This is a genomic window from Cytobacillus sp. SAFR-174 (genome assembly GCF_051964675.1).
GTDB lineage: Bacteria > Bacillota > Bacilli > Bacillales > Cytobacillaceae > Cytobacillus.
This window is the reverse complement of the sequence record NZ_JBQCMZ010000010.1, coordinates 57,147-80,797: the sequence shown is the minus strand read 5'-3', so window position 1 is coordinate 80,797 and position 23,651 is coordinate 57,147. Positions and strand designations below refer to the sequence as shown.

Annotated in this window: 21 protein-coding genes; 9 read left to right on the top strand and 12 right to left on the bottom strand. The window is 43.5% G+C overall.

Features of this window, described 5'->3' with window-relative positions; genetic code table 11:
• Positions 1–89: 89 nt before the first annotated feature.
• The 3 genes from ACTHRG_RS12125 to ACTHRG_RS12115 all read right to left on the bottom strand — a co-directional run bounded on the left by ACTHRG_RS12125 (position 90) and on the right by ACTHRG_RS12115 (position 5,325).
• Positions 90–2,837, bottom strand: a complete 2,748-nt coding sequence (locus tag ACTHRG_RS12125) for a dynamin family protein (RefSeq protein ID WP_076258282.1) — start codon at positions 2,835–2,837, stop codon at positions 90–92.
• Between the two features lie 342 nt (positions 2,838–3,179).
• Complete coding sequence (locus ACTHRG_RS12120; RefSeq protein ID WP_076258280.1) at positions 3,180–4,382, bottom strand: MFS transporter; 1,203 nt, start codon at positions 4,380–4,382, stop codon at positions 3,180–3,182.
• A gap of 178 nt (positions 4,383–4,560) precedes the next feature.
• Entirely contained in the window at positions 4,561–5,325 is a 765-nt protein-coding gene (locus ACTHRG_RS12115) for an alpha/beta hydrolase (protein ID WP_076258278.1), read from the bottom strand.
• Positions 5,326–5,608: 283 nt separating this feature from the next.
• On the opposite strand from ACTHRG_RS12115, the gene ACTHRG_RS12110 reads away from it, so the two are divergent.
• From ACTHRG_RS12110 to ACTHRG_RS12100, 3 genes are all read left to right on the top strand, one after another.
• Positions 5,609–7,300, top strand: a complete 1,692-nt coding sequence (locus ACTHRG_RS12110) for a glutamine--tRNA ligase/YqeY domain fusion protein (RefSeq protein WP_440231250.1) — start codon at positions 5,609–5,611, stop codon at positions 7,298–7,300.
• Positions 7,301–7,424: 124 nt separating this feature from the next.
• Entirely contained in the window at positions 7,425–7,775 is a 351-nt protein-coding gene (locus ACTHRG_RS12105; protein ID WP_076258274.1) for an ASCH domain-containing protein, read from the top strand.
• Positions 7,776–7,784: 9 nt separating this feature from the next.
• Positions 7,785–8,225 (top strand): hypothetical protein, encoded by a 441-nt coding sequence (locus ACTHRG_RS12100; protein WP_076258271.1) that lies wholly within the window; start codon positions 7,785–7,787, stop codon positions 8,223–8,225.
• 171 nt (positions 8,226–8,396) lie between these two features.
• On the opposite strand, the gene ACTHRG_RS12095 is transcribed toward ACTHRG_RS12100, so the two are convergent.
• Positions 8,397–9,122 carry a glycerophosphodiester phosphodiesterase gene (locus ACTHRG_RS12095; protein ID WP_335449873.1) on the bottom strand — a complete coding sequence of 242 codons (726 nt, stop codon included), beginning with the start codon at positions 9,120–9,122 and terminating at the stop codon, positions 8,397–8,399.
• Between the two features lie 201 nt (positions 9,123–9,323).
• Between ACTHRG_RS12095 and ACTHRG_RS12090 the strand changes: the two genes are divergently transcribed.
• The 4 genes from ACTHRG_RS12090 to ACTHRG_RS12075 all read left to right on the top strand — a co-directional run bounded on the left by ACTHRG_RS12090 (position 9,324) and on the right by ACTHRG_RS12075 (position 13,301).
• Positions 9,324–10,775, top strand: coding sequence for a TerD family protein (locus ACTHRG_RS12090; protein ID WP_076258267.1), 1,452 nt, complete (start codon positions 9,324–9,326; stop codon positions 10,773–10,775).
• 172 nt (positions 10,776–10,947) lie between these two features.
• Complete coding sequence (locus ACTHRG_RS12085) at positions 10,948–11,766, top strand: MBL fold metallo-hydrolase (RefSeq protein WP_286148509.1); 819 nt, start codon at positions 10,948–10,950, stop codon at positions 11,764–11,766.
• Between the two features lie 111 nt (positions 11,767–11,877).
• On the top strand, positions 11,878–12,225 hold the full coding sequence (locus ACTHRG_RS12080; RefSeq protein WP_048009723.1) for a hypothetical protein: 348 nt from the start codon (positions 11,878–11,880) through the stop codon (positions 12,223–12,225).
• A gap of 113 nt (positions 12,226–12,338) precedes the next feature.
• The gene (locus ACTHRG_RS12075) at positions 12,339–13,301 is read left to right on the top strand and encodes a D-2-hydroxyacid dehydrogenase (protein WP_440231249.1); all 963 of its coding nucleotides are present in this window, start codon (positions 12,339–12,341) and stop codon (positions 13,299–13,301) included.
• A 26-nt stretch (positions 13,302–13,327) separates the two neighbouring features.
• On the opposite strand, the gene ACTHRG_RS12070 is transcribed toward ACTHRG_RS12075, so the two are convergent.
• Together ACTHRG_RS12070 and ACTHRG_RS12065 are read right to left on the bottom strand one after the other, a co-directional pair.
• Positions 13,328–14,005, bottom strand: coding sequence for a DUF421 domain-containing protein (locus ACTHRG_RS12070; RefSeq protein WP_440231248.1), 678 nt, complete (start codon positions 14,003–14,005; stop codon positions 13,328–13,330).
• Positions 14,006–14,166: 161 nt separating this feature from the next.
• Positions 14,167–15,090 (bottom strand): DMT family transporter, encoded by a 924-nt coding sequence (locus ACTHRG_RS12065; RefSeq protein ID WP_353615006.1) that lies wholly within the window; start codon positions 15,088–15,090, stop codon positions 14,167–14,169.
• Positions 15,091–15,254: 164 nt separating this feature from the next.
• Here ACTHRG_RS12065 and ACTHRG_RS12060 point away from each other — a divergent pair, with 164 nt between their 5' ends.
• Positions 15,255–15,827, top strand: coding sequence for a CBO0543 family protein (locus ACTHRG_RS12060; RefSeq protein WP_440231247.1), 573 nt, complete (start codon positions 15,255–15,257; stop codon positions 15,825–15,827).
• Positions 15,828–15,865: 38 nt separating this feature from the next.
• On the opposite strand, the gene ACTHRG_RS12055 is transcribed toward ACTHRG_RS12060, so the two are convergent.
• The 3 genes from ACTHRG_RS12055 to ACTHRG_RS12045 form a co-directional block, all read right to left on the bottom strand.
• The gene (locus tag ACTHRG_RS12055) at positions 15,866–17,266 is read right to left on the bottom strand and encodes a M28 family peptidase (RefSeq protein ID WP_440231246.1); all 1,401 of its coding nucleotides are present in this window, start codon (positions 17,264–17,266) and stop codon (positions 15,866–15,868) included.
• A gap of 194 nt (positions 17,267–17,460) precedes the next feature.
• Positions 17,461–18,021, bottom strand: coding sequence for an FAD-dependent oxidoreductase (locus ACTHRG_RS12050; RefSeq protein WP_076258255.1), 561 nt, complete (start codon positions 18,019–18,021; stop codon positions 17,461–17,463).
• A gap of 92 nt (positions 18,022–18,113) precedes the next feature.
• Complete coding sequence (locus tag ACTHRG_RS12045) at positions 18,114–18,344, bottom strand: excisionase family DNA-binding protein (RefSeq protein ID WP_076258253.1); 231 nt, start codon at positions 18,342–18,344, stop codon at positions 18,114–18,116.
• Between the two features lie 205 nt (positions 18,345–18,549).
• Between ACTHRG_RS12045 and ACTHRG_RS12040 the strand changes: the two genes are divergently transcribed.
• Positions 18,550–20,208, top strand: coding sequence for a PAS domain-containing sensor histidine kinase (locus tag ACTHRG_RS12040; protein WP_076258251.1), 1,659 nt, complete (start codon positions 18,550–18,552; stop codon positions 20,206–20,208).
• Positions 20,209–20,260: 52 nt separating this feature from the next.
• Here the strand turns inward: ACTHRG_RS12040 and ACTHRG_RS12035 are convergent, their stop codons facing one another.
• The 3 genes from ACTHRG_RS12035 to ACTHRG_RS12025 all read right to left on the bottom strand — a co-directional run bounded on the left by ACTHRG_RS12035 (position 20,261) and on the right by ACTHRG_RS12025 (position 23,441).
• Positions 20,261–21,427: a toxic anion resistance protein gene (locus ACTHRG_RS12035; RefSeq protein WP_076258248.1), complete on the bottom strand. Its 1,167-nt coding sequence runs from the start codon at positions 21,425–21,427 to the stop codon at positions 20,261–20,263.
• Positions 21,424–22,080 (bottom strand): 5-bromo-4-chloroindolyl phosphate hydrolysis family protein, encoded by a 657-nt coding sequence (locus tag ACTHRG_RS12030; RefSeq protein WP_048009740.1) that lies wholly within the window; start codon positions 22,078–22,080, stop codon positions 21,424–21,426. The genes ACTHRG_RS12035 and ACTHRG_RS12030 overlap by 4 nt, the downstream gene beginning before the upstream one ends.
• Before the next feature lie 257 nt (positions 22,081–22,337).
• A complete protein-coding gene (locus ACTHRG_RS12025; protein ID WP_076258246.1) occupies positions 22,338–23,441 on the bottom strand; it encodes an SH3 domain-containing protein in 1,104 nt (367 codons plus the stop codon).
• Between the last annotated feature and the right edge of the window lie 210 nt (positions 23,442–23,651).

Genomic DNA, 23,651 nt, shown 5'->3' with positions numbered 1-23,651 from the left:
CCAGCTTCTTTACCCTTATTTGATACAAACCAAACCTATTTTTCTATTTTTTTCATAAAAAAAGAGGAAGGATTACTCCTTCCCAATGTTTAACGATATTCCTTAACTCTTTCCCCTGCTGAAGTCATCCATTCAAACTGGCGGAGCTTCAGTTCAAATAGTGTCAGAGGATCCTGGTAAATCTCAGGATTTTTGCGCATATCGCTTAATGCTTCTTTATTTTCCGCAATGTTCGTATATGTCTCTTCAACTGTATGATTCAATACGTCAAACGGATTTCTGAAGAACATCTTAATATCCCGCTCAAGCGATTTCTCGAAGAGTTCGAATTGCTGCATGAATTTATCGGTAATGAATTCTGCAATTTCGCTATAGTCTTCATGCTCAATGAACTGTTTATATTTATTATGAAGCATGGTTTTATTCTGCTGAATGGCTCCAAACAGCTTTCCTGCACTCTTGAGCAGGAACTGTGATGGTGAAAAGCGGTTTAGAATATTGGCCTTTTCAAGCTGAACACTCCCTCGCGTCATCCGGTCAGCGTCGCGGCGCCAGTCATCCAGGACCCTGAAATCACAGTCCAGCGCGATTTTATCCTCGCCGTATAGCTCATTGAAGCCTTGGCTCATTTCATCCAAATACGCCTGGCTGCTTCTGAACTCTCCTTCACTTTCCGCAATCCATTCCTGAATGGAAACATGAAACTCCGGCAAAACTGTGTCTTCAATATATTGATGTACCCGATTATTCATTTCCTCATTTAGTTCAGTATGGATTTTTCCAAAATCACTGTCTTCTGTCACCATTTCTGAACAATTCCGAAGCAGTTCCGGAATCTGCTTCTCAAGATCCGCTCTCATTTCATCTTTAATCTTGCTGTACGATCTTTTAATCGTCCGGACCTTCTCTTCTTCCATATCCATCAGCTGATTCTTGGCACCCTTTAGTTTTGTCACCATCTCTTCATTCCATTTAATCGTATCAATCAAGCTATTTTCCATCTCAACACGTTTTTCAAGCAGGAATTTGATGGATTTTTTTATATAGTAAAGAACCTTAGCTGTACGTTCTTCTTTCCTGTTCCGTCCATCGATCATCGACTTGATAAAGACAGCTAAATCATTGAGCTGGCTTTCGCTTTCATAATAGGCGGAGAAAGCAAACACCTTTGCTTTCGGGAAATAGGTTTGAACACGGGACTGAGTTTCGTCAAGAAGCTCAATGGCATCCTGGCTGTCCGGAATCCGATCCATTTTACTGAGAAGAAAATGAATAGGCAGTTCCGGAGCCTGCTCTCGCATTCTTACAGCAAGATCCAGCTCTTTATCTGTCAAAGGGGAATCCGCATTCAGGACAAATAGCATACTGTCAGCGAAATGGAGGTATTGGAACACACCATTTCTGAACTTGCTCTGCCCCGCAAGACCCGGGGTATCTATGACAGCGAGTCTGTTATTCTGTAAAAAATTGAATGGCATCTTGCAGCGTATGAGCGTCTGCTGGCTTTTCTCTGCACTTTGCCTAAAATCCTCAAGATCAGAAATGCTTCTGACTTCCTCGTCTGTAATAGCATGGATTTCCGCTTCATCACTATCCTTGAACAGCACCGAAGCAGAGGTTGAATCCCCCATCAGTTCTTCACCGAGAAGAGTGTTCACAAACGAGGATTTTCCATTTGATGCTGCACCGGCAATCAGCAAGTGGCCGGAATCCAAATCAAGGAGCTCACGGACCATCCATTCAAATCGCTCACCCATCAGGACGCCTTTATCCTTTGCCCATTTCATGATATTTTCGAAAAGCTTAAAGCTTTCCTCCAGGCCTTCCTGATAACGGACAGAACGGTTCACAAGGCTTTCTGCTTCACTGACAGCAGAAGAATCAATATTGGATGGAAATATTTCGCTCCATGCCAGCACTGCCGATGCCGACACAAGATAATGAGAAGGAGCAGCTATTTTCACCCAATTCGTTATATGATTTGGAATCAGATGGGATAAGTCCCGGATTAAATGCTTCCCGCTGATCATTTCAAGATAAGTATCTTTATAAAGCTCCGAAAGCTCGCTCCATGTATGTGATCGTCCCGGCTCCATATCCAGGAGAAGATGATTGTATTCTTTCAGCCATGGGAAATACAGATCTGATGTCTTGTAGCTAACCCAAAGAGCCGCTGATAACCCTTCAAAGTTAGCCTGATCTGTACGGTACAGCACTGAAAGCGCCTCATTGAAATAGTTCGGCTCCATCTTTGCTGTCCGCCCCTGTTCCACATATGAATGAAGAACTTCAAACCAGGCTAGGGACTCGGTCCTGATGGCTTCATTGACAGCCAGCTCCACTGCATTTCCCCAATCGCTGTGTTCTTCAAAGAATCCGCGTGCCAGATCGGTCACATCCGGATAATCCGGATTTAACCGGACAGCCTCTTTAATAGATTCAACAGCCAATTCAAGCTTGCCGCGCTGTATGTAAAGTGAAAACAGCTGGAGGAGCACCTCGGTCTTCAACACCTCTGAGTCTGTTTCAATCGATTTATAAAAGTCCTCTGCATTTGAAAGCAGATCTAATTCAAAATAGGCATCAGCCATATTTTTCTGTGCCCATGGCCCCAATTCATTCGGAATGCTTTCCCACTTAAAAATGGCCGCTTCGTAATCCTTGTTAAGGAAATAGACTTCACCCTGGGCGAAGCGGATATTAGTTAAATCAGGCACCTCGTTCTGCTGCTCAGCCACATACAGTTCACCCAAAACCCTGATCGGATGTACATTTTCATTAGATTCCATGAAGGTCTTATAAAAGGTTTTGCTGATTAGCTGCTTCTCTAAAGTCATCTTGATCCCCCGCAGTGCTATTTTTAAAAGCTCGCCTAAAGGCGGCGGCTTTTAAAAGAATTTTATTGATCCAGCCTGCTGATTTCCTACTTTCATAGGGCTTTATCAGCATACTTTATAAAAAAACGCATAATACGCCAATTTTCATCCTTTATCCTTATATTGTAGCAAAAACTTTTCTGCAAAAAATTTCATTTCTCTATCATTTTTGAAACATTGCTGTATTCCTGTGTAATATTTTTAATAGTTAGAATCAGCTTCTCTCTATTAATACCACCTCTAATCAAAATAAAAACTGGCAGACAGAAATATATATTCCTGCCTGCCAGTTTTCATTCTTCATTATGAGGCCTGCTGCGGCCGGGCGGCCCGGCGCCGTTTCCCATAGAAGACTGTAACAGCCATGCCCAGAATCAGGAACACACTTGATATTTGGAAGAGTGCCGCCGTTTCCACATACTGTGCAAGCACCCCAAACACAAGCCCGCTTAGTCCAATGCCAAGGTCGATGGAGGAGAAGAACATTCCATTTGCCACACCGCGCCGGTTGGATGGTGTCATTGATAACGTCCAGGACTGCAGAGTAGGAATCAATGAGCCAAAGCCAATTCCAAACAAGATTCCGCTAATGATAATAAACAAATTCGAATGAGCGAAGGAAAGTACCCACATTCCTATGAAAGTCAGGAACGTGCAAAGCAGCACGAGCCCCATAGGCCCCCGCTGGTCAAACCACTTTCCGGCAACCGGCCTTGATAGTGATGCCATAATCGCATTAAACAGGTAGAAAAGAAATATCTGATCAATGCCCCGCTCTTCGCCAAAAATAACGATGAACGTTACGATGGAGCCATATCCAAATGTCACAATTATGGTGATGAACGCAGGAAACCAGCTGGATTTTTCAACTAAAGAGCCCAGGTAAGAGAATTTAAGATCCTCTTTCCTTGTTTTCATAACAGCCTCAGGTGTTTCGTAGCGGACAATGGCCAGGAGCACAATGGCAATCACCCCAAGTAGGCTTGAGATATAAATAAGATTTGTAAAGGAAGTAATCTGATATAGGTAGATTCCAAGACTTGGAGCAATGATCATTCCAATCGTAACGCTCAGGCCATAGTAACCCATTCCCTCTCCGAGCCTGGAATTAGGCACTACATCTACAGCCGCTGTCCCATTCACAGTAGTTGACCAGCCCCAGGCAAGCCCATGGATGAATCGGAACAGCAGAAAAATCATCACCACGCTTGAAAGCGGATAAATAATGGTTATTGCCAAAAGCGCTGCTGCCCCAATTAGCACCAGCTGCTTTCTTGCTTTATATTCGAGCATGAATCCGATGAAAGGCCTGCTCAAAACGGCTCCAATCGAAAACAGTGCTGTTACCAGCCCAATTTCAAGACCAGTTGCCCCTATGGACTTGATATATGGAGGCAATGTTGGGATCAGCATCTGAAACGACATAAAAACAAATAAATTCCCGACCATCAGCATAATGAAAGACTTTGTCCATAAAGTCTCTTTTGCAGCCTTTTCCAAGTGCATCCCCCTTTCATCCAGTAAAGAAAATGATTTTAAATTATTTCGCATCACTAAATGCTATCATAACTGGCTGCAAAAAGGAACGGGAATTTGCATCAGATCAAGGCATACAACAACGAATGGGACAATGGGAATATCCTTTTAAAGTCAAAAAAAAAGGAGCCTGATTAAGCTCCCCTCATCACCCCTGAAGGCTGCTTGTTTCCAGTGCCCGCTGCAGAAAATGCAGTGTTCTATCTATAATGATATCCTGATCGTTATCCAACGTAGCCACATGATAGCTGTTGTCCAGGGTGACTAATTCCTTGGCAGCTGATTTAATGCCGCTGTATATTTCCTGTGAATTAGAAGGAGGAACTACATGATCTTCTTTTGAGACAAAAATCAGCGCAGGACAAGTCACTTTCCCTAAATCGGCTTTCACCTTCTTCATAAGTTCCGTTATTTCACCTAGCGATTTTACCGGTGTCTTTTCATAGGCAAGCTCTTTTATTTCAGGATTTTTTATGTCTGAACCAATTGCATCAAGGAAACGGACATCCTCCAGGCTGGCTGCTGCCGCCATATCAGGAATCTCAACCGCTGCATTAATCGGGATAATCCCCTTAATCTCGGGATATTTCTCGGCCATATACAATGTCAGGGTGCCGCCCATTGACAGACCTGTAACGAATATCGTACTGCAGCGCTCTTTCAGCCACCGATAACCTTCTTCAACAGAATGAATCCAGTCCTGATAGGTCGTTGTTTCCATTTCTTCATAATGAGTGCCATGTCCCCTAAGGCGTGGACCGCAGACCGTATATCCAGCATTTGCATAAGCTTCCCCTAGCGGACGCATACTTTGAGTTGAACCGGTAAAGCCATGAGAAACCAGAATCCCAATCTCATTTCCTTCAAAATAAAAAGGTTCTGCTCCTTCTAAAACCGGATACTTTACAGACATGTTCCTTCCTCCATTCAATAGATTATTTCCTATTAAGAGATATTCTGTTCAACTCCCTCTATTCCTCCTCCTTTGAAAGTATTTAACATTTTTGTAAAACTTCGCATCCAGCATTGAGAAAAACTTTTTTTCCACCATCGTCTTGTTTATAATAGATAGAATGAATAAAGAGTATTGCCCTAAAAACGATAGCAAACACAGCTAAGGGAAGTTTCGCTTTATTTTCCTTCCCGATATTATTAAAATAAGTACTAACTACATAAACAGAAAGGCTGATACCGGTTTGGAAAACAATTCAAATTTTATACGAACGATTATTAAAGAGGATCTGGAGTCGGGTAAGCGCAAAGAGGTCATTACCCGTTTCCCTCCTGAGCCGAACGGTTATCTTCATATCGGACATGCCAAATCGATTGTCATCAACTTCGGCCTGGCAGACGACTTTAACGGCAAGACGAATCTTCGTTTTGATGACACGAACCCGCTTAAGGAAGATCAGGAATATGTGGATGCCATTAAAGAAGATGTTAAATGGCTTGGCTACGAGTGGGAGGAGCTTCATTTTGCTTCAAACTACTTCGAAGAAATGTATAACCGCGCTGTTCTTTTAATTAAAAAAGGAAAAGCCTATGTGGATGACTTAAGCCAGGAAGAGATCCGCCAATACCGCGGAACACTGACAGAGCCTGGAAAAGAAAGTCCATACCGCAGCCGTTCAGTTGAAGAAAATCTGGATTTATTTGAACGCATGCGCAAAGGTGAATTCGAAAACGGAGCAAAAGTTCTTAGAGCGAAGATTGACATGTCTTCACCGAACGTGAATTTGCGCGATCCGGTTATCTACCGTGTTTCACATGCAACTCACCATAATACAGGTGATACATGGTGCATCTACCCGATGTATGCTTTTGCCCACCCGCTTGAAGATGCAATCGAAGGGGTTACCCATTCTTTATGCACCACTGAATTTGGAGACCAGCGCCCGCTATATAACTGGGTTGTCTCAGAGTGTGAAATGGAAAGCACGCCACAGCAAATCGAGTTTGGCCGCCTGAATATTACTAATACAGTAATGAGTAAAAGAAAGTTAAAGCAGCTTGTAGAAGAAAATTATGTTGATGGCTGGGATGACCCGCGCATGCCGACGATTTCCGGTTTAAGACGCAAGGGCTACACTCCGGAAGCAATCCGCGAGTTCGTAAAAGAAACGGGTGTGTCAAAAGGCTCTGGTGTAGTGGATGAAGCAATGCTTGAGCATTTTGTGCGCGAAGACCTGAAAATGAAGGCTCCCCGTACAATGGGTGTACTCCGTCCATTAAAGGTGGTAATTACAAACTATCCGGAAGATCAGACTGAAATGCTTGATGCAGAAATCAATCCGGAGAACCCGGAAATGGGCATGCGCCAAATTCCATTTTCAAGAGAGATTTATGTAGAGCAGGACGACTTCATGGAAGATCCGCCGAAAAAATATTTCCGCCTCTTCCCTGGCAATGAAGTCCGCTTAAAGCATGCTTACTTCATCAAGTGCAACGATGTCATCAAGGATGAGAATGGCAATGTTGTAGAGCTTCATTGCACATATGACCCTGAAACAAAGAGCGGATCAGGCTTTACTGGCCGAAAGGTTAAGGGTACGCTTCACTGGGTTGATGCCAAGAGTGCCATTCCGGCTGAATTCCGTTTGTACGAGCCATTGATCCTTGACGAAGATGCCGATCAGAACGCTGAGGCAGATACAGATGAAGCTCTTGAAAACGAAGCAGAAGGCAAAACCTTCCTTGACTACGTGAATCCGAATTCGCTTGAAATTGTTCATGGTTTCATCGAGCCAAATATGAAGGATGTAAAAGCCCAGGATAAGTTCCAATTCTTCCGCCATGGCTATTTCAATGCAGACCCGAAATATACGACAGCAGAAAAACCTGTCTTTAACCGGATTGTTTCACTGAAGAGTTCATTTAAATTGAAATAGGCATTAAGCTTGAGGGATGCTTTCCTCAGGCTTTTTTACCCGTAAAGCGATTCATAAACTGCATTTCCGCAGGAAAGTATGGTAAGGTTTAAAAAGTAAGCATTTACATAAGGAGGAATAGATTATGTCAAATCAGCATGACCCAAATACATTACCGCCGAAAACATGTTCAGTAGACCGTATGGTGACAGTTAAAGAGGACGTTGAAAAGGTTCTTGCAGGAAAGAAAACAGCTACACGCCGCAACGGCCGCTATGCTGATGTGGGAGAAATCATGACACTTGAGGGACAGGACTTTGTTGTAGAAAAAGTTTATTCACAGTCTCTCGGAGAGTTAACTGACGAAGATGCCCGCCAGGAAGGCTTTGAAAATTTGGAAGACTACAAGCAATCCATCCTTTCCATGCATCCGGGAATGCCTTGGCTTCCGCAAATGCGTGTATGGGTTCATGAATTCAGCGCAGTGAAGAAGTAATCTGCCGGAATGGACATATTGTACCGAATACTGCTGTATATCCATGTCAGCAGTGCCATTCTTTCTGTTGGACCATTTTTTATTCTGATCCCAATCGTCAATAAATTGGGAACGGCTCATCCCGGGGTCCAGCAGGCATATATCGGCATCTTCAGGACGTCCGTGCGCCTTGTCAAGCATGCAGGACATGTACTTGTAGGCTCGGGTATCCTTCTAATCGTGAACAGCCACTGGGCCTGGACGACATCTTGGATCGTCGCTACCCTGGCAGTCATGGGAGGCTCAGTCTTTTTTCTCGCCCGGGCCTTCACTCCCGTCCTTAGGAAATTTGATGAGCCGGGAGCAGATCAGCATTTCCTAATCAGAAAGCTCACCCGCTCCGTCTGGATCTATCTATTTTTGTTAATGCTCATGCTCTGGTTCATGGTAGCCAAGCCGGTGCTTTGGTAGGAATCAAAACAAGCGCTCATGATGTGCGCTTGTTTTTTTATGCATGGATAAATTCATATTTTCTCGGCTTGATGCAGCTTCTATTCACTTTTGCTGAATATGCGGTGTCTATCTTGGCATTATACAACCTCTGCGCGAATAATCAGAATTTTCACCCTTGCAACTAACTCATTATTTCAAAAACCTTTCCGGAAAATCGGTCATAATCACTTCGACTCCTGCATTATTTAACAATCCGCTGCGGGTTTCATCATTTACGGTATACACCCGAAGCGGAAATCCTGCTTCTTTTGCTTTCCTCCCAAACTCGGATAGAGCAAACCTCTCTTCACAATGAATGCTGTCTGCATCGATTTTTTTGGCAATTTCGAGTGTATTTTCAGGAATGCCTTCAATCAAATACCCCGTCTGTATAGCTGCATGAGAGTCCCGGACTCTCCTCAGGCTCTCCGCATTGAAGGATGAGATAATGACACGCTGTTCCAATCCATATTTAAGTATAAGGTCAATCACCTTTCTCTCCATCCCAGGATAGTCAATCAAATCATTTTTCAATTCAATATTAATCAGCAGTTCATTGCCCTCCATCACTGCCCATTTTAAAAATTTCTCCAGGTCAGGGATTGTTTCTCCTGCGTTCACATCCGCAAACCAGCTCCCGGCATCAAGCTTCAGGATTTCTTCAAAGGTCATGTCCTTTATATAGCCGGTTCCGCCAGTCGTTCTGTCCACTTTTTCGTCATGAATGATTACAAGCGTACCATCCTTCGCCATTTGCACATCCAATTCAATGCCATCTGCTCCTGTCTCCAATGCAGCCTGAAAAGCGGCCATCGTGTTTTCCGGAAAACGTCCACTGACACCGCGATGCGCAAATACTTTCGCTTTTTTATTCAATTTATCTCCTCCTATGACAAAAACATCATCATTAATATTCTATTCTACAACCAGTACCAAAATCATTTTTTCATTCCAAGAAAGCCCGCTCAAGTTTCACTTCGCATTAGATTCCATTATAATGAAAACTATGAAACTTCTTTCTTTCCAGTACGTATAACAAATTATCCATACATAAAAACGAATTTAGGAGTGAAATCTGTGGGAGTTCGATTGAGCAAGGGACAAAAAGTAGATTTGACCAAAACCAATCCTGGTTTGCAGGTTGTGATGGCAGGATTGGGCTGGGATGTCAGCCACAATCAATCTCAATACGACCTGGATGCTTCAGCATTTTTAACAGGCGCATCCGGCAAAGTGCAAAGTGACAGTGACTTTGTGTTTTATAATAATCCTTCCGGCGGAAACGGATCGATTCTCTACAGCAGTGACAACAGAACGGGAGCCGGCACCGGGGATGATGAACAAATCCGCATCGAGTTGAATAAGGTGCCGCAGCATATCCATCGAATTGCATTTACTATTACCATTCATGATGCCCAGATGAAGGGTCAGAACTTCGGACAAGTTTCAAATGCCTATGTGAGAATTTTTAATGCCATGACGAACGAGGAACTGCTCCGCTTCGACCTTGGCCGTGATTTTACTGTTGAAACAGCCATCGTCGCTGCAGAGCTTTACCGCCACAATGGCGAGTGGAAATTCAATGCCATTGCAAGCGGATTTCAGGGAGGATTAGCTGCCCTCTGCCGCAATTTCGGTGTTTCCGTAGATGATGAACCTGTTCCAAGTCAGCAGCCGTCATTCGGCCATGGCCAGTTTCAGCAGCAGGCAAATTACGGACAGCAGTCTCATGGATTCAGCCCACAGCAAAGCCAGCAGACTCAATCAGGCTACAGCCCGTCGTCTTTTGGCCAGCCTGCCTACAATCAGACTGCATATAGCACACCTCCTTCCCAGCCTTCTGCCATGGGCGGCCAAACAGGTTTTGGACAGCCGGTACAGGCTCAATCCTATACAGATGGGAATATTGCCTGCACCCGGTGCGGATCTACTAACATCCGCACCGGTCAAAAGGGATTTGGCCTTGGAAAAGCAGCAATCGGAGGACTCATCCTTGGCCCTGTAGGACTTCTTGGCGGCTTTATTGGTAAAAATCAGCTGAAGCTCACCTGTAATGCCTGCGGCAATTCATGGTCGCCTAACCAGACAGATTACGCTCAGTGGGCCAATGACCAAAAGCGCCGCGCACAGGAGCTGTTCACCCGATTCAAGAGCCAGGATGTCATGGATGCCGTTGTAGCTTCATGCGCTCTTGTCGGCATGGCAGATGGCAGACTTGATCCATCTGAACGCCAAAAGATGATCGAATTTGTAAACAGCAGCCAGGAGTTAAAAGTATTTGATACCCAAAAGGTGATACAGCAATTCAATATGTTCGTCCAGCGGATTGAGATGGACCCGATCATCGGCCGGGCTGAAGCCTTCAAAGCAGTTGGCCGGGTAAGAAATAAGCCTGAGATCGCCCGCCTTGTAGCCCGTTATTGCATCGCGATCGGTTATGCTGATGGGAACTTTGATCAAAATGAAAAACAGGCTGTTACAGAAATCTGCATGGAACTCGGATTAAACCCGCATGAATTTCTATCCTGATTTTTCAAAGCTCTGCCCTAATGCGGCAGAGCTTTTTTTTGCATTTATTCCCTCCGCCTCCTGAATATGCCGCATACAAAGGTCACATGCGGGTATACTCAAAAAGATAAGAGGTCTGTTATTTTAAAAGGAGGTAATATTTTTGAAGGAAAGTTCATCAACTGAACGCTATATGCCCATGACTTCCTCCACGAGCGGGATGATTGTAAACGAAGCGGATGGAGTTTACTGCCTGACAGTTCAGATTGTTAATGTTTGTTTTGTGCGAATATCAGAAAAGCCCGGCGACTGGGTTTTGGTTGACGCAGGTATGCCAAAATCTGCAGAGAAAATCATGGATGCCGCCGAAGAAATTTTTGGGGAGAACGCCAGACCGAAGGCCATTATTCTTACACACGGCCACTTTGACCATGTTGGTGCAATTATTGATTTGGTTGAGCGCTGGCAGGTTCCTGTATACGCACACACACTGGAAATGCCCTTCTTAACCGGACAGCAGGATTACCCAAAACCCGACGCGAGTGTTGAAGGCGGACTTGTCGCAAAGATGTCCCCCACTTTTCCGCATGAAGGCATCGATCTCGGAACCCATATACAGCCTTTGCCTGACGACGGAAATGTTCCCCATATGGAAGGATGGAAATGGATCCACACACCAGGTCATACCCCTGGCCATGTTTCCTTGTTCAGGGAATCGGATCGTGTGCTGATTGCAGGTGATGCTTTCGTAACAGTGAAACAGGAATCCTTATACAGTGTCCTCACCCAGGAACAGGAAATCAGCGGCCCGCCCCGCTATCTGACGACAGATTGGGATGCGGCCAGGACATCCGTACAGAAACTTGAAGCCCTTCAGCCGGATGTAGCCATTACTGGACACGGCATACCCATGGCTGCCGCTGTATTAAGAGAAAGCCTCACCAGACTTGTGAATGATTTTGATGAAATAGCCGTTCCAGATCACGGAAAATATGTAGACGGGGAACGCTAGACAAAAAGCAGGGTCCAGCAAAATGACTGGATCTTGCTTTTTTGATGTTTAAAACACTCAAATAAAGGAAGAGTATAAAAAACGAATTTTAATAGTTCAGGAGGTTCATATATGCATCTTGAAAACTTTACAGGTCAAAAGATCCAAATAAAATTTAAGAACTTTCCAAATGATCTCGTCGGCTCCATTACAGGTATTTTTCAGCCTGATGAGTGGTACCTTGTTAAACTGATCAAAACAGAAAGCATGGGAATCTGGGTTGAGAACCCTTGCTTCAAGCGAACAATGGTACAAAAAGAAGACGGTACCAACATTCCGGAAGAACAGCAAAAGGAAGAAGATTGCGTCACCCATTTTCTGATCCGCTGGGATTACATCAGTTCTGTCATTACCTTCCCGGACAAGACGACGCTCGGTGTTGATAAGAAAGCCAAATTAATAGGTTTTCAGCCCTCATAATAGATAGATATCCCCCGGTGCTTTACACCCGGGGATTTTTTATTAGAAAAGTTTCCCTTTATAGACTATGATATATTTACCGACTTTTCAAAAAATAATACGGAGGCACACACATGACAAAAAGAACCTGTATCATTACACACGATCTGGAACCCTCACAGCTTGAAAAAATAAAAGAAATCATTCCCGATTGGGAGCTCATCTCCGGCAAAGATTCCGCAAACTGGCAAAATGAAATGAAAAAAGCCGAAGTCATCGCCGGCTGGAAAAAGGAACTTAAAGAGATGGTTCTCGAGGGGGACAGCAAACTCCGCTGGTTCCAATCCTGGAGTGCAGGTGTCGATTCCCTCCCCCTGGCAGAAATGGAATCACAGGACATCCAGATTACGAGCGCCAATGGCGTACATGCCAACCCTATTTCTGAAACCATTTTCGCTCTCATGCTCGGGCTTACCCGCAAAATCCATACATATGTGAAAAATCAGCAAGGCAAAGTATGGCACCATTCCGGGTTAAAGCTCGAAATACATAATAAAACCATCGGCCTGATTGGCGCAGGAGCCATCGGAAAAGAAACGGCCAGGATTGCCCAAGCATTCGGCATGAAGGTAATTGGAGTTCGCCACTCCGGAAAATCTGAAGAGTATTTTGATGAAATGTATACGTCCGGACAGCTGAACGATGTGCTTCCTCAATGTGATTATGTTGTCGTCACCCTTCCGCTTACACAGGAAACCCGGCAACTATTCCGCTCCGAACAGTTTGCTCTCATGAAGGATTCTTCCTTCTTTATCAATATCGGACGGGGTGAAATTGTAAAAGAAAGAGATTTGATCGACGCACTGCAGAACGGCGTGATTGCCGGTGCAGGGCTTGATGTATTTGAAAAAGAACCGCTTTCTGAAGACAGCCCGCTGTGGGAGCTTGATAATGTCATCGTTACTCCGCATACAGCCGGATCGACGGAACACTATACCAGACGTGTGATTGAAGATATATTTATTCCCAATTTAAAAGAGTATATAACCAACGGTATACCAGGCATTAATCTCGTTGATTATCAAAAGGGATATTAATAGAGAGGGCCTTGCAGATGCAAGGCTCATTTTTTATAAGCTACGATATAAAACCCCTCTTCTTCCAACCATTCCGCACAGAATATTTCTTTGATATTGTGATAGCCTTCAGTTTTAATAGACTCCCTCAGCCACTCTCCATCTTTACCCAGTAATTTCAGGCCGTCTTCCACTACTTCTCCTTCATCGATCAGTAAAATGGAAGGATTCTTTTCCTTCACCTCAAGTTTCATCATTTCCGGAGTGACAGGCTCTTCTTTTTGGTATTTCATTACACTTAAGCCCCCATTGGTTTCAAGGTAAGCATATTTGACTTCATTCATGCTGAATATCCCTTTCTGGCGCAGCATAGTCCTCAGCTGCTCCATTTCAAGATGGTTTTTTTCCACCTCTTTCACATCCAGCTTGCCTTCCTTGACAAGGATCGACTCGCTGCCCTTTAAAATCCTTCTGAAAATATTTTTCTTTTTTGCCAGAATTTCAATCATATAAATAAAAGCTCCCCATAGGAATGCAGAATAGATAACTTGAAGCTCCGTTACTTTTTCATCATAAATCGTTTCCTCAATGATCCCTCCAAGAACAACCGCATAGACAAAATCAAACGGGGTTACCTGTGAAAGCTCCTTCTTTCCAAGAATACGGGTTACCGCTAACAGTGTTACCAGCCCCACAGCCATTTTTAGTGTTATTGATAAATACATCCAAGCTCCTCCTCTCTCTATAGCCTCTCTATTCCCCTTTGCGGTCTTTGAATACACCTTTCCCACTATTCCACTTTTTGCAAAAAAAAGAAAAGGTGACAGGTACCTATACCACTTTGTCTGACTGGTATAGGTGCCTGTCACCGCTATTAAAAGATACTTTACATATACTGGCTGTTTTCTTTTCTCCGCTTCCTGAATAATAAATCCTCCAATGCTCCAGATCCTGAAAGGACACCTCCCACAATAAGAACCAGCCCAAGCAAGTGGTTGATGGTGATAACTTCACCAAGAATCAGCGCTGAGCCTGCCAGTGAGAAAAAGGTATTCAGGTTCAAAAAAATACTGGCTTCTGCCGGCCCTATATTACGGATGGCTGTGTTATAAACCATATGGCCGACAGCTGTTGCCAATACGGCAGATGCGGCAAACGCAGCCCAGACATAGGCTGGCGCTTCTGATATGCCCTTAAGTCCGCCAGGTTCCATTACGCTCGCCATTACAAACAGGATCACTCCCCCAAAAACCAGCATATAGCCTGTCAGCAATCGCGGATCAAGCGTTTTCGAAGCCTTGCTGATCACAATGAAGCTAAGAGCCTGTGAAAGAATGGACAGGAACACAAAGAAATCGCCCGGTGTTAAGCTCGATATCCCTTTATTTCCTGAAAGAACAATAAAAGTCACGCCTGCACCGCCAAGCAAAAAACCAAGCACCTGGATGCCTGTAGGCTTGTGGCGCAGCAAAATGGAAGACAGGATAGCTGTCAAAAGAGGACCCGCACCTAAAATAAGCCCTCCATTCACTGCACTTGTCCCCGTTAGGCCTATTGCCAGAAAAAGATGGTGGCTGACAACACTCAGAAGGCCGCCAAAAATAATATACGAGATTTCCCTAACGCTCGGCTTCCTCACTTTTCCCATTATGCCTAATAGTAAAAACACCGTTATGCCTGCAGTTAATATTCGCAGAGAAGTAATTGAAACCGGAGGAAAATAACTGACAAGAATCTTAATTATGCTGACATTCAATCCCCATAAAGCCATGATGGACGTGAGGAGAATGTATGTTTTTATGTTCTTCACATTGATCCTTCTTTCCAAAAAATCCAAATTCATAATTTGTATCATTTTATCATATTTCAAATGGGAATATGTCTATTTAAAGCTTTAAAAAGTGAAAGTTAACGGGCATGAAAAACACCCTTCTGGACAAAATAACCATCAGCAGAATGAAGGGAGGGATCTGTTTGTCACCCGCTCAAGATAAATTCTTCAACAAACTCGTTGCTATTCAAGGCGATCTTACCCGGCATGGGATTGAATACTGGCAGCAATATTCCCACCTCGGCACATGGCAGTTTTGGACTGTTGCATGTCTGCTCATCCTGCCCCTGGTGCTTGTATATTTTAAAATTGACCGGAAGCTCATTTTTCACATCGGCTTTTTTGGTTTTGCTGTTCATGTCCTTTTTTCATATGTGGACGCAGCGGGAATCCGTTTCGGTTTGTGGGCCTACCCGTATCAGCTGCTGCCTTTCATACCCAGCTTGTCATTAGATGCAGCCATTATCCCCGTCACTATTATGCTCGTATATCAATGGACCTTGAAAAACAATAAAAATTACTACCTTTATGCTCTATTAACTGCATTGGCTTTCGGATTTGGCTTTAAGCCCTTGCTTGTCGCACATGGCTTATTCCAAAAGTATAAATGGGTTAATTATATTTATATATTTCTTATTTACATTACCCTATTCCTGCTGGCCTACTGGCTTACCAGAGTTTTTCGATGGATGAATACGCGTGAAAAACACAAGTAAAAGAGCAGCCTCCCTTAAAGGAACGGCTGCTCTCATACTTATTTCACTTCTTGCTCATAAACCATCTCTGGTGCTGCTTTCATTTTATGCTTCTTTTTCGGCTTAGGGCCCATGTTATCAAAACGCGCTTTATCATAAATGGCAGCACCCACAATTTCTGCTGCATCCTGGAGCTTTTCCTTGCTGATTTTATCAATTGTGTCCTCTGGAGAATGGTACCACGGCTCTGTAGGGCTGTGAATGAATAATGCGGCCGGTATGCCCGCTTCTGCGAATGGAACATGATCACTTCTGCCGCCCTGATATACTGGTGTCGGCTCACCGTTCAGCCTTTCACTTGATGCTTGTGATAGCTCTGTTACCAGATTTTCTTTTCCATCCAATGTCATCATCACTAAATCGCCTGCATCCCTGCTTCCAACCATATCAAGATTAAAGTTCGCAATCGTCCTGCTGATCTCATCGTCAGAAAGGCTGTCAACATAATGATAAGACCCAATCAATCCCAGCTCTTCAGCTCCGAAAGTCACGAAGCGGATTTCTGTATCAGTCGGAATGTTCTTGAATACGCGTGCAAGCTCTAATGTCATCGCTGTTCCGGAAGCATCGTCATTCGCCCCAGGCGCCCCGGCTACAGAATCATGGTGTGAGCCGACTACAATAATGTCATCGTTCGCTTTCTTTTTGCTGGTCGGTTTTTTTGTGGCAATCACGTTATGGGAAACTTTTTCTCCTGCCTCCGCACCTTCAATGGTCAGGGAAGCTGTTAAGGTTTCACCGCTCTCCAGCAAAGCAAGTATGGCCTCACCTTCTGCTTTTGACAGGGCTAACGCCGGAATATACTCTTCATTATGTTCTCCAAGTGTGCCGCTTAATGGACCCTCTGCATTATTAAAAACAATTACACCGGCAGCGCCTTTTTCGGCTGCGTTTAGTACTTTCTCAGCAAAAGAAATGGAACCTCGCTGAATTAGTGCAATTTTGCCTGTGAGATCAGCACCTTCCAGTTCTTCGACTGTGCCCAGACCGGCAAATGCCAGCTCCCCGCTCACATTCCCATTGACTGAATAGGTAAAGGATCTTGGCTGCAGTTCTCCTTCATAGCCGTCAATGGTCACTTCCATACTGCTTGGAGGTGTATATCCATAAAACGTGAATGGCTGAATCTCCGTTTCATAGCCATAGGACTCGAATTGGCTTTTAATATACTGAACAGCGTTATACTCCGATTCCGTACCGGCTACACGCGGGGTTTGTGAAAGAAAATCAATATTATTATAGATATTTTCTGCATTAATTTTATTGACTGCTTTCTTATCGAATACATTTACCGGCTGGTTCTGGTTTACGCCGACTGGCTGTGCAAAAGCTGCTTGTGCTCCGACTGCCCCAAAAACAAGAGTTGAAGCTAACGCTACTTTTAAAATTGGCTTCCTCATCTAGTACCTCCAATAGAATAATAGATTCCGCTCATTAAATATTATAATGTTTCGAAAACTCTTATAAGGGTACAAGATACTAGAATCCTGTAGGTACAAAAATCTATATTTTGGATATTTTGTTATTATTAGTAAATTTATAATAGGAAGAATAGACAAAAAAGAAGGCTGCTCAATGCAAGCCTTCTCCCATTCTATTTCATTAAATCATGGTCCACATAACGCTCGCCGTTCAATTCACTGATTACATTAATCGCCACTTTCGCACCGTCTCCAGCTGTAATGATTGTATGGACGCTGACTCCTGCAATAGTTCCGGCTGCCCAAATGCCATCAACATTCGTCTTACCGTCAGCATCAGCATCCAGAACCGTTTTAATGCGAGGCTCAGTCCCTGCTTTTGTTTTCAAACCGGCTTTTTCTGCTAAATCAGTTGAAAGACCAGCTGCTACAATCACATGTTTCGCTGAATATGATTTTTCTCCTGCTGTTACAGTAAAACCACTTTCAGCTTTTTCAATGTTTTCTACAGTTCCTTCAGTGATCTCTGCCCCAAACTTAACAGCTTGCTTTTTGCCTGTTTCAATCAGTTCCGGGCCAGTGATTTCCATAACGCCATAATGATTTTCAACCCATGCACGTTTAGTCATGCTTTTATCATTATCCACAACCACTACCTTCTTGCCCGCTTTGGCGGCAAACAGCGCAGCACTTGCACCGGCAGGACCTGCACCCACTATTAAAATATCAAACATCCATACTTCCTCCTTTAACACATTATTTACTTATAGTTTATCCAAGCTAATAATAATTGTAAAATAATGTGATTCAAGGGAAATTGTACAATTTAATCCTCATCTTTGATATCCCGGTCCTCCGGTATCGGCTCATTTAAAATTTCCTCCACCAGCTCCCTGTATTTTTCCACCTGCTTTAGATGGGCATTAAACTGTTCCTTGTAAATTAAATACTGTTCTCCGTCATAAATGGCGCGTATTTTCCTTTGCTGAATCAGGCTTTCTACATATGACTCAGGGTAAGATAAATATTCTGCGGTTTCTTTAATGGTCAGATACATGCTTGTCCTTCCCTTTCTTTTTCCTTATAATATGATTTTACTAATTTCCTGGCACTAGAAGACTCTGCCAAAATCATATAGAATAGAAGCTATATATAATCTGTATATGCAACCTGTATATTCTATTATTATACGTGAAAAATACTAATTTGACTGAATTCCAGCTTTTTTTCAGCCAAATAAAGAACAGGAGAAATATAAGCTAATGAATAAAAAAAAGGTATTGGGCTTATATGTGATCATCAGCCTTATTTGGGTATTCGGAACGAATTACCTTTTACATATGCTTGAACCTTCTTCTCTTGTCAGTTTTCTATTCAGAGCTAAAGAATTTCTGTACATCATTGCTACAGGATGGCTGCTCTATTATTTTATAGGCAAAAGAGATGAGCTCAGCGCCTCAAGAGAAGAAGAAAAGCGCCTTTCCACTTTAATTAATTCCATGGTGGATTTCGTTAATTTCAAAGACGGTCAAGGCCGCTGGATTGAGTCTAATGAGTTTGGACTTAAGTTATTCAATCTCGAAAATGTCGATTATAAAGGCAAGAAGGACTCAGAACTGGCCGAGTACACTGATTTTTATGCAGACGCACTTCGCTACTGTGAAACATCAGATGAAGAAACCTGGAGAAACGGTAAAATTACACGCATTGAAGAAGTTATTCCTTTACCTGACGGAACAGAAAAAACGTTCGATACAATTAAAGTTCCGCTCTTCCATGCCGATGGAAGCCGCAAAGGACTGGTTATTATCGGCCGGGACATTACAGAAAGAAAGCATGTGGAGAAGCTGCTTGCCGAAAGCCAGCAGCAGTATAAATCCCTGTTTGAATATAATACCGAGATAGTCTTTATGACAGACCTTCATAGCACAATTACGAAAGTAAATCCCCAATTTAAAGCCGTGACAGGATACAGCCCTGATGAAACATTGGGTAAAAGCATCAATGAAATAATACCGGTTCCTTATAAAGCGAAGGCCATTGAAGACTTTACAGGCATCCTTGAAGATAAACAGCCAAAGACCTGTGAGTTTGATTTCAATCATAAAAATGGCAGCACACTGACTATTCAATGCACTGCCCTTCCGCTTATTGTGAATGGTCAAATTGCCGGGGTCATCGGATATGGGAAAGATGTGACAAAGCTTCGTCAGGCTGAAGAAAGACTGCGCCGCACTGAAAAGCTTTCTGTGGTTGGGGAGCTTTCTGCAAGTGTTGCGCACGAAATCAGAAATCCTCTGACATCCTTAAAAGGCTTTGTGCAGCTCATGCAGCTGGAAGATGAAAAGCATCAGTTCTATTATCAGATCATGCAGGAGGAACTGGACCGGATCAACCATATTGTCGGCGAGCTGCTGCTTCTTGCCAAACCTCAGGATATTTGTTTTACAAAAGCAGATGTCCAAAAGATCCTGTTTAATGTCATTTCGCTTTTAAAAACAGAAGCCAGCATGCACAATGTCCAGATTGAATTTCTGTTAAAATCTGATGTTTATATGATTGAATGTGAACCAAATCAGCTAAAGCAGCTTTTTATCAATATCATAAAAAATGCCATCGAGGCATCTAAAGAAGGCGGCAAAGTAACCGTTACACTGCTGGCGGAAGACCATCTGCTGACTATCCTGGTTAAAGATAATGGCTGCGGCATGTCGGAAGATCGCCTAAATAGGATCGGTGAACCTTTTTATTCGTCAAAGGAGAAGGGAACAGGCCTCGGACTCACAGTCAGCTTCAAGATTGTCCAATCCCATAATGGTTCCATTTATTTCAATAGCGAGAAAGGGAAAGGAACAGAAGCTGTCATCAAGCTCCCTGTAAAAAAACAAACACCTGCCACTGAAACTGAATTAACAGTTTAAACAGCAAAAGAGCGATGTTCAATCAAACGTTTGATTGAACATCGCTCTTCTTTTAATTTCCCTTAATCTCCAGCAGCTTCAGTCTCAAGTCATTTTCCATATTGGCCAGGTCATGTTCCGCCTGCCGGCGCTTATTCCTGCCTTCTTCCTGGATCCTCAAGGTTTCTTCAAGAGTAGAGATCAGGTTCTCCTGTGTTTTCTTTAATGTTTCAATATCGACAAGGCCCCGCTCATTTTCACGTGCCGTTTCAATCGTATTCACTTTCAGCATCTCCGCATTTTTCAATAGAAGATCATTGGTGGTTTTTGAAACCTTCTTCTGGGCTTCGACGGCATGGCGCTGGCGAAGCAGCGTCAAGGCAATGGCCACCTGATTTTTCCAAAGAGGGATGGCGGTCATGATGGAAGACTGGATTTTTTCAACCAATGCCTGATTGGTATTCTGTATCAGCCGGATCTGCGGCGCACTTTGAATCGTTATTTCACGGCTCAGCTTCAAGTCATAAAGGCGTTTATCCAGGCGGTCAGCAAACTGAATCATATCGTTTACTTCTTGGAACTTCATCTGATCATTTGACTCTTCTGCCTTCTTCTTCAGTTCAGGAATCGTCTTTTCATGAAGTTCTTCAAGCTTCAGTTCACCGGCTGCAATATAGACATTTAACGCATGAAAATACTCTTTATTATTATCATAAAGCTTATCTAACATGACAATGTCGGAAAGAAGCGCATTCTTGCTTCTTTCCAATTTGACGCTGATGCGGTCGATTTGAGCTCCCGTTTTCTGGTATTTGGACAAGACTTCCTGAACTGAACCGGAAATCTTTCCGAACATACGCGCAAAAAAGGATGATTTCTCCGGCTTCAGCTCATCCGGATTCACATCGCTGAATTTTTTCATCAGGTCATTGATGATCGTTCCCACTTCACCAACGTCCTTTTTCTGAACATGCTCGAGCATAGTATGGGAGAACGATAACAGCTTTGATTGAGCTGGTGTTCCGTATGAGATCATCGCCTGGTGATTGGCAGGATCGATTTGCTTTGCAAGCTGATAGGCTTTTTCGCGGTTTTCTTCCGGGATCACATCTATCAGCCTTGTCCGCTTTTCCGATTGCAGCGGCGAGGAAACAGGCTGCTGATTCACCCCGAAAGGATCTGCCAGCAAATCATCCATCAAATCAGTATTTTTTAACAGGGACGGTTTTTCTTCGGTCATTTTAATCTCCTGCTTTCATCATGAATTCTTGATTCTTTTATCTTCTCAATCGAATTCCTGGCAACATCAATTTCAAGATGAAGCTGATCAATATCTTCCGCTATAACCCGGTGAAGATCTTCCTCCACATGATGGGTAAGTGCATCAAGTGTACGTCTCGTTTCCTGGAGGGACTGATCCAGTTCACGGGATTTTCTCGGCTGGGAAGATAGAAAGACATACTTTTCCGCCAGCTCCACAGCAGAATCCAAATGGGAAAAATAAAACTGCTCCGCCTGATAGAACCGTTTCGGCTCACTTCTGGTCAGTCTGTAAATCCTCCTTGTCACCCTCATGAACTCCATGCGCTGCTTCAGTGTCGGGAAATGCCGTATTGAGAACATCGCTTTGTGCAGACGGGTTATTTTGCGGCGTGCCTCATCAAGATTTCGCTTTATATATTGGTATTCCCTTTTCGTCAATCCATGCTTTTTCAAAAAGCGGCGGCGCTGAATCAATCCTCCGGCCCAATAAGTGAGCAGCCCGGCTCCAGCTCCATAAACCCCTGACAGAAAAAATGTTTGCCCGAAAGCAAAGTAACTGGCCAGCCAGACACTGACAGACAATGGAACAGCCGTCAGCAGGCGAAAAGCAAATGCTAAAAAGGAATTCATATTTATCGACTCCTACTCATAGTCCTACTTATTTATACGTAATTGATAAACCTAAAGTTTCATCCACAGACATCTTTCAGCAAAAAAGGCATATATCCTTAAATCTATTAAAACACTTTTAAAAAACTTCTCAAGTTATACGATACAAAATAACACGATTGCCCGCCATAGACCACAAAAGTAATCGTTGCTAAGACCTGAGACGTATATTTTGTAAAAAAAAGCACCTGCGGAAATTTTCCGCAGGTGTTTTATGGCTATTTAACCGCCAATGCACGCTTGCCCATGGCATTGTAGATCTTAATGAACTTCTCTTTTGGCATTTTAACATCTTTTTTAACAGCTTCACTGTCATTAAAATAAACATAATCGGCATCCACACCGGTTACGACAATACAGTGCAGAGGTGTCGGTGCACTGATCGTTTTGCCTGCAGGCGTTTTCCAGGTTCTTTTATTCGGCATTTCATGGCTGATTGTAAACCATGCCAGTACAGGGTTACCCTCTGAAACAGCTTTTTCTATTTCCGAGAAATCCTTCCCGGTCAAATTTACACCGCCAGGACGATATTGATCAAGCAGCTTTTTCAGCGGCCCCGGATTTATCGTGTGTCCGTTGCCAAAAGGTGTTCCAACAAACCCGACATCAGGGTCCCCCCAGGTTTTAATTGATCCGTCTGCATTTCTTACCAGCTTGGTTGAGTCATATGGCATTTTTTTTGCTAGTGTGGTTTTGCTGACATTCACTCCATAAAACTTCAGTGCCATCGCCAGTGAAGTGACTTCACATCCGCTTGGCAGCTCTGGCCGCTGGGCAATGAGCGGCACATTGGTCTTGGACAGGCGGGCGTCACTGACTGTCACATAATCACCGCTTACATAACCCGTGCCGCCATTGTAGGAAATTTTATACCAGCCATTGCTTTCCTTATGTATAACATTCAATTCAGATCCGTTTTTCAAGGACCCTATTTTCCCGTAATTTGTACCTGAACCTTTCCGGACATTTAATGAGGTAGCATCCACCCGGTAAAGTTTTTCATTTGTTTTAACATATTGGCCGCTGACATAGCCTGTTTTGCCATTGTACGTTATTTTGTACCAGCCGTTCGCAAGACGGTCAATAGCCTGAATACTGCTGCCTTGGGCCAGGCTGCCAATCCGGCTGTAATTTGTACCTGGACCGGAACGGACATTCAGACTGGTTGCATCCACTGTGTAAGTATAGGAAGCTGCTTCTGCAACTGCCTCGTTTGAAAAGCTCGGAATTGACGGCGACAAGACTCCTCCTGCTAAAATAGCTGCAGCAACAGTCCCTTTTAATATAGCTCTGTTTCCATATGAACCTTTTAAAATTGCCATACACTTTCCTCCATATCCCTCATTTTTTTCTGTCGAACTTTGCGGACTACTCTAAAAATAAAGATTCGCAAACTTCAAGTCTACCTCTTTGGGACTGGAAAAATTTTATTGATTCTATTGAATCAGTTTGAATTAGCTTATTTAGCGGAGTCAGTATATTTGGCATCTGTATATCTTCCTTTTTGAAAATGTTTATTTATAAAAAATGCA

Bases quoted from the DNA above. Each gene is read 5' to 3' on its own strand.
- ACTHRG_RS12120 (WP_076258280.1), bottom strand. From the start codon at position 4,382: ATGCACTTGGAAAAGGCTGCAAAAGAGACTTTATGGACAAAGTCTTTC.
- ACTHRG_RS12125 (WP_076258282.1), bottom strand. From the start codon at position 2,837: ATGACTTTAGAGAAGCAGCTAATCAGCAAAACCTTTTATAAGACCTTC.
- ACTHRG_RS12040 (WP_076258251.1), top strand. From the start codon at position 18,550: ATGAATAAAAAAAAGGTATTGGGCTTATATGTGATCATCAGCCTTATT.
- ACTHRG_RS12080 (WP_048009723.1), top strand. From the start codon at position 11,878: ATGCATCTTGAAAACTTTACAGGTCAAAAGATCCAAATAAAATTTAAG.
- ACTHRG_RS12085 (WP_286148509.1), top strand. From the start codon at position 10,948: ATGCCCATGACTTCCTCCACGAGCGGGATGATTGTAAACGAAGCGGAT.
- ACTHRG_RS12025 (WP_076258246.1), bottom strand. From the start codon at position 23,441: ATGGCAATTTTAAAAGGTTCATATGGAAACAGAGCTATATTAAAAGGG.
- ACTHRG_RS12045 (WP_076258253.1), bottom strand. From the start codon at position 18,344: ATGTATCTGACCATTAAAGAAACCGCAGAATATTTATCTTACCCTGAG.
- ACTHRG_RS12115 (WP_076258278.1), bottom strand. From the start codon at position 5,325: ATGTCTGTAAAGTATCCGGTTTTAGAAGGAGCAGAACCTTTTTATTTT.
- ACTHRG_RS12055 (WP_440231246.1), bottom strand. From the start codon at position 17,266: ATGAGGAAGCCAATTTTAAAAGTAGCGTTAGCTTCAACTCTTGTTTTT.
- ACTHRG_RS12105 (WP_076258274.1), top strand. From the start codon at position 7,425: ATGTCAAATCAGCATGACCCAAATACATTACCGCCGAAAACATGTTCA.
- ACTHRG_RS12100 (WP_076258271.1), top strand. From the start codon at position 7,785: ATGGACATATTGTACCGAATACTGCTGTATATCCATGTCAGCAGTGCC.
- ACTHRG_RS12030 (WP_048009740.1), bottom strand. From the start codon at position 22,080: ATGAATTCCTTTTTAGCATTTGCTTTTCGCCTGCTGACGGCTGTTCCA.
- ACTHRG_RS12075 (WP_440231249.1), top strand. From the start codon at position 12,339: ATGACAAAAAGAACCTGTATCATTACACACGATCTGGAACCCTCACAG.
- ACTHRG_RS12035 (WP_076258248.1), bottom strand. From the start codon at position 21,427: ATGACCGAAGAAAAACCGTCCCTGTTAAAAAATACTGATTTGATGGAT.
- ACTHRG_RS12050 (WP_076258255.1), bottom strand. From the start codon at position 18,021: ATGTTTGATATTTTAATAGTGGGTGCAGGTCCTGCCGGTGCAAGTGCT.
- ACTHRG_RS12070 (WP_440231248.1), bottom strand. From the start codon at position 14,005: ATGTATTTATCAATAACACTAAAAATGGCTGTGGGGCTGGTAACACTG.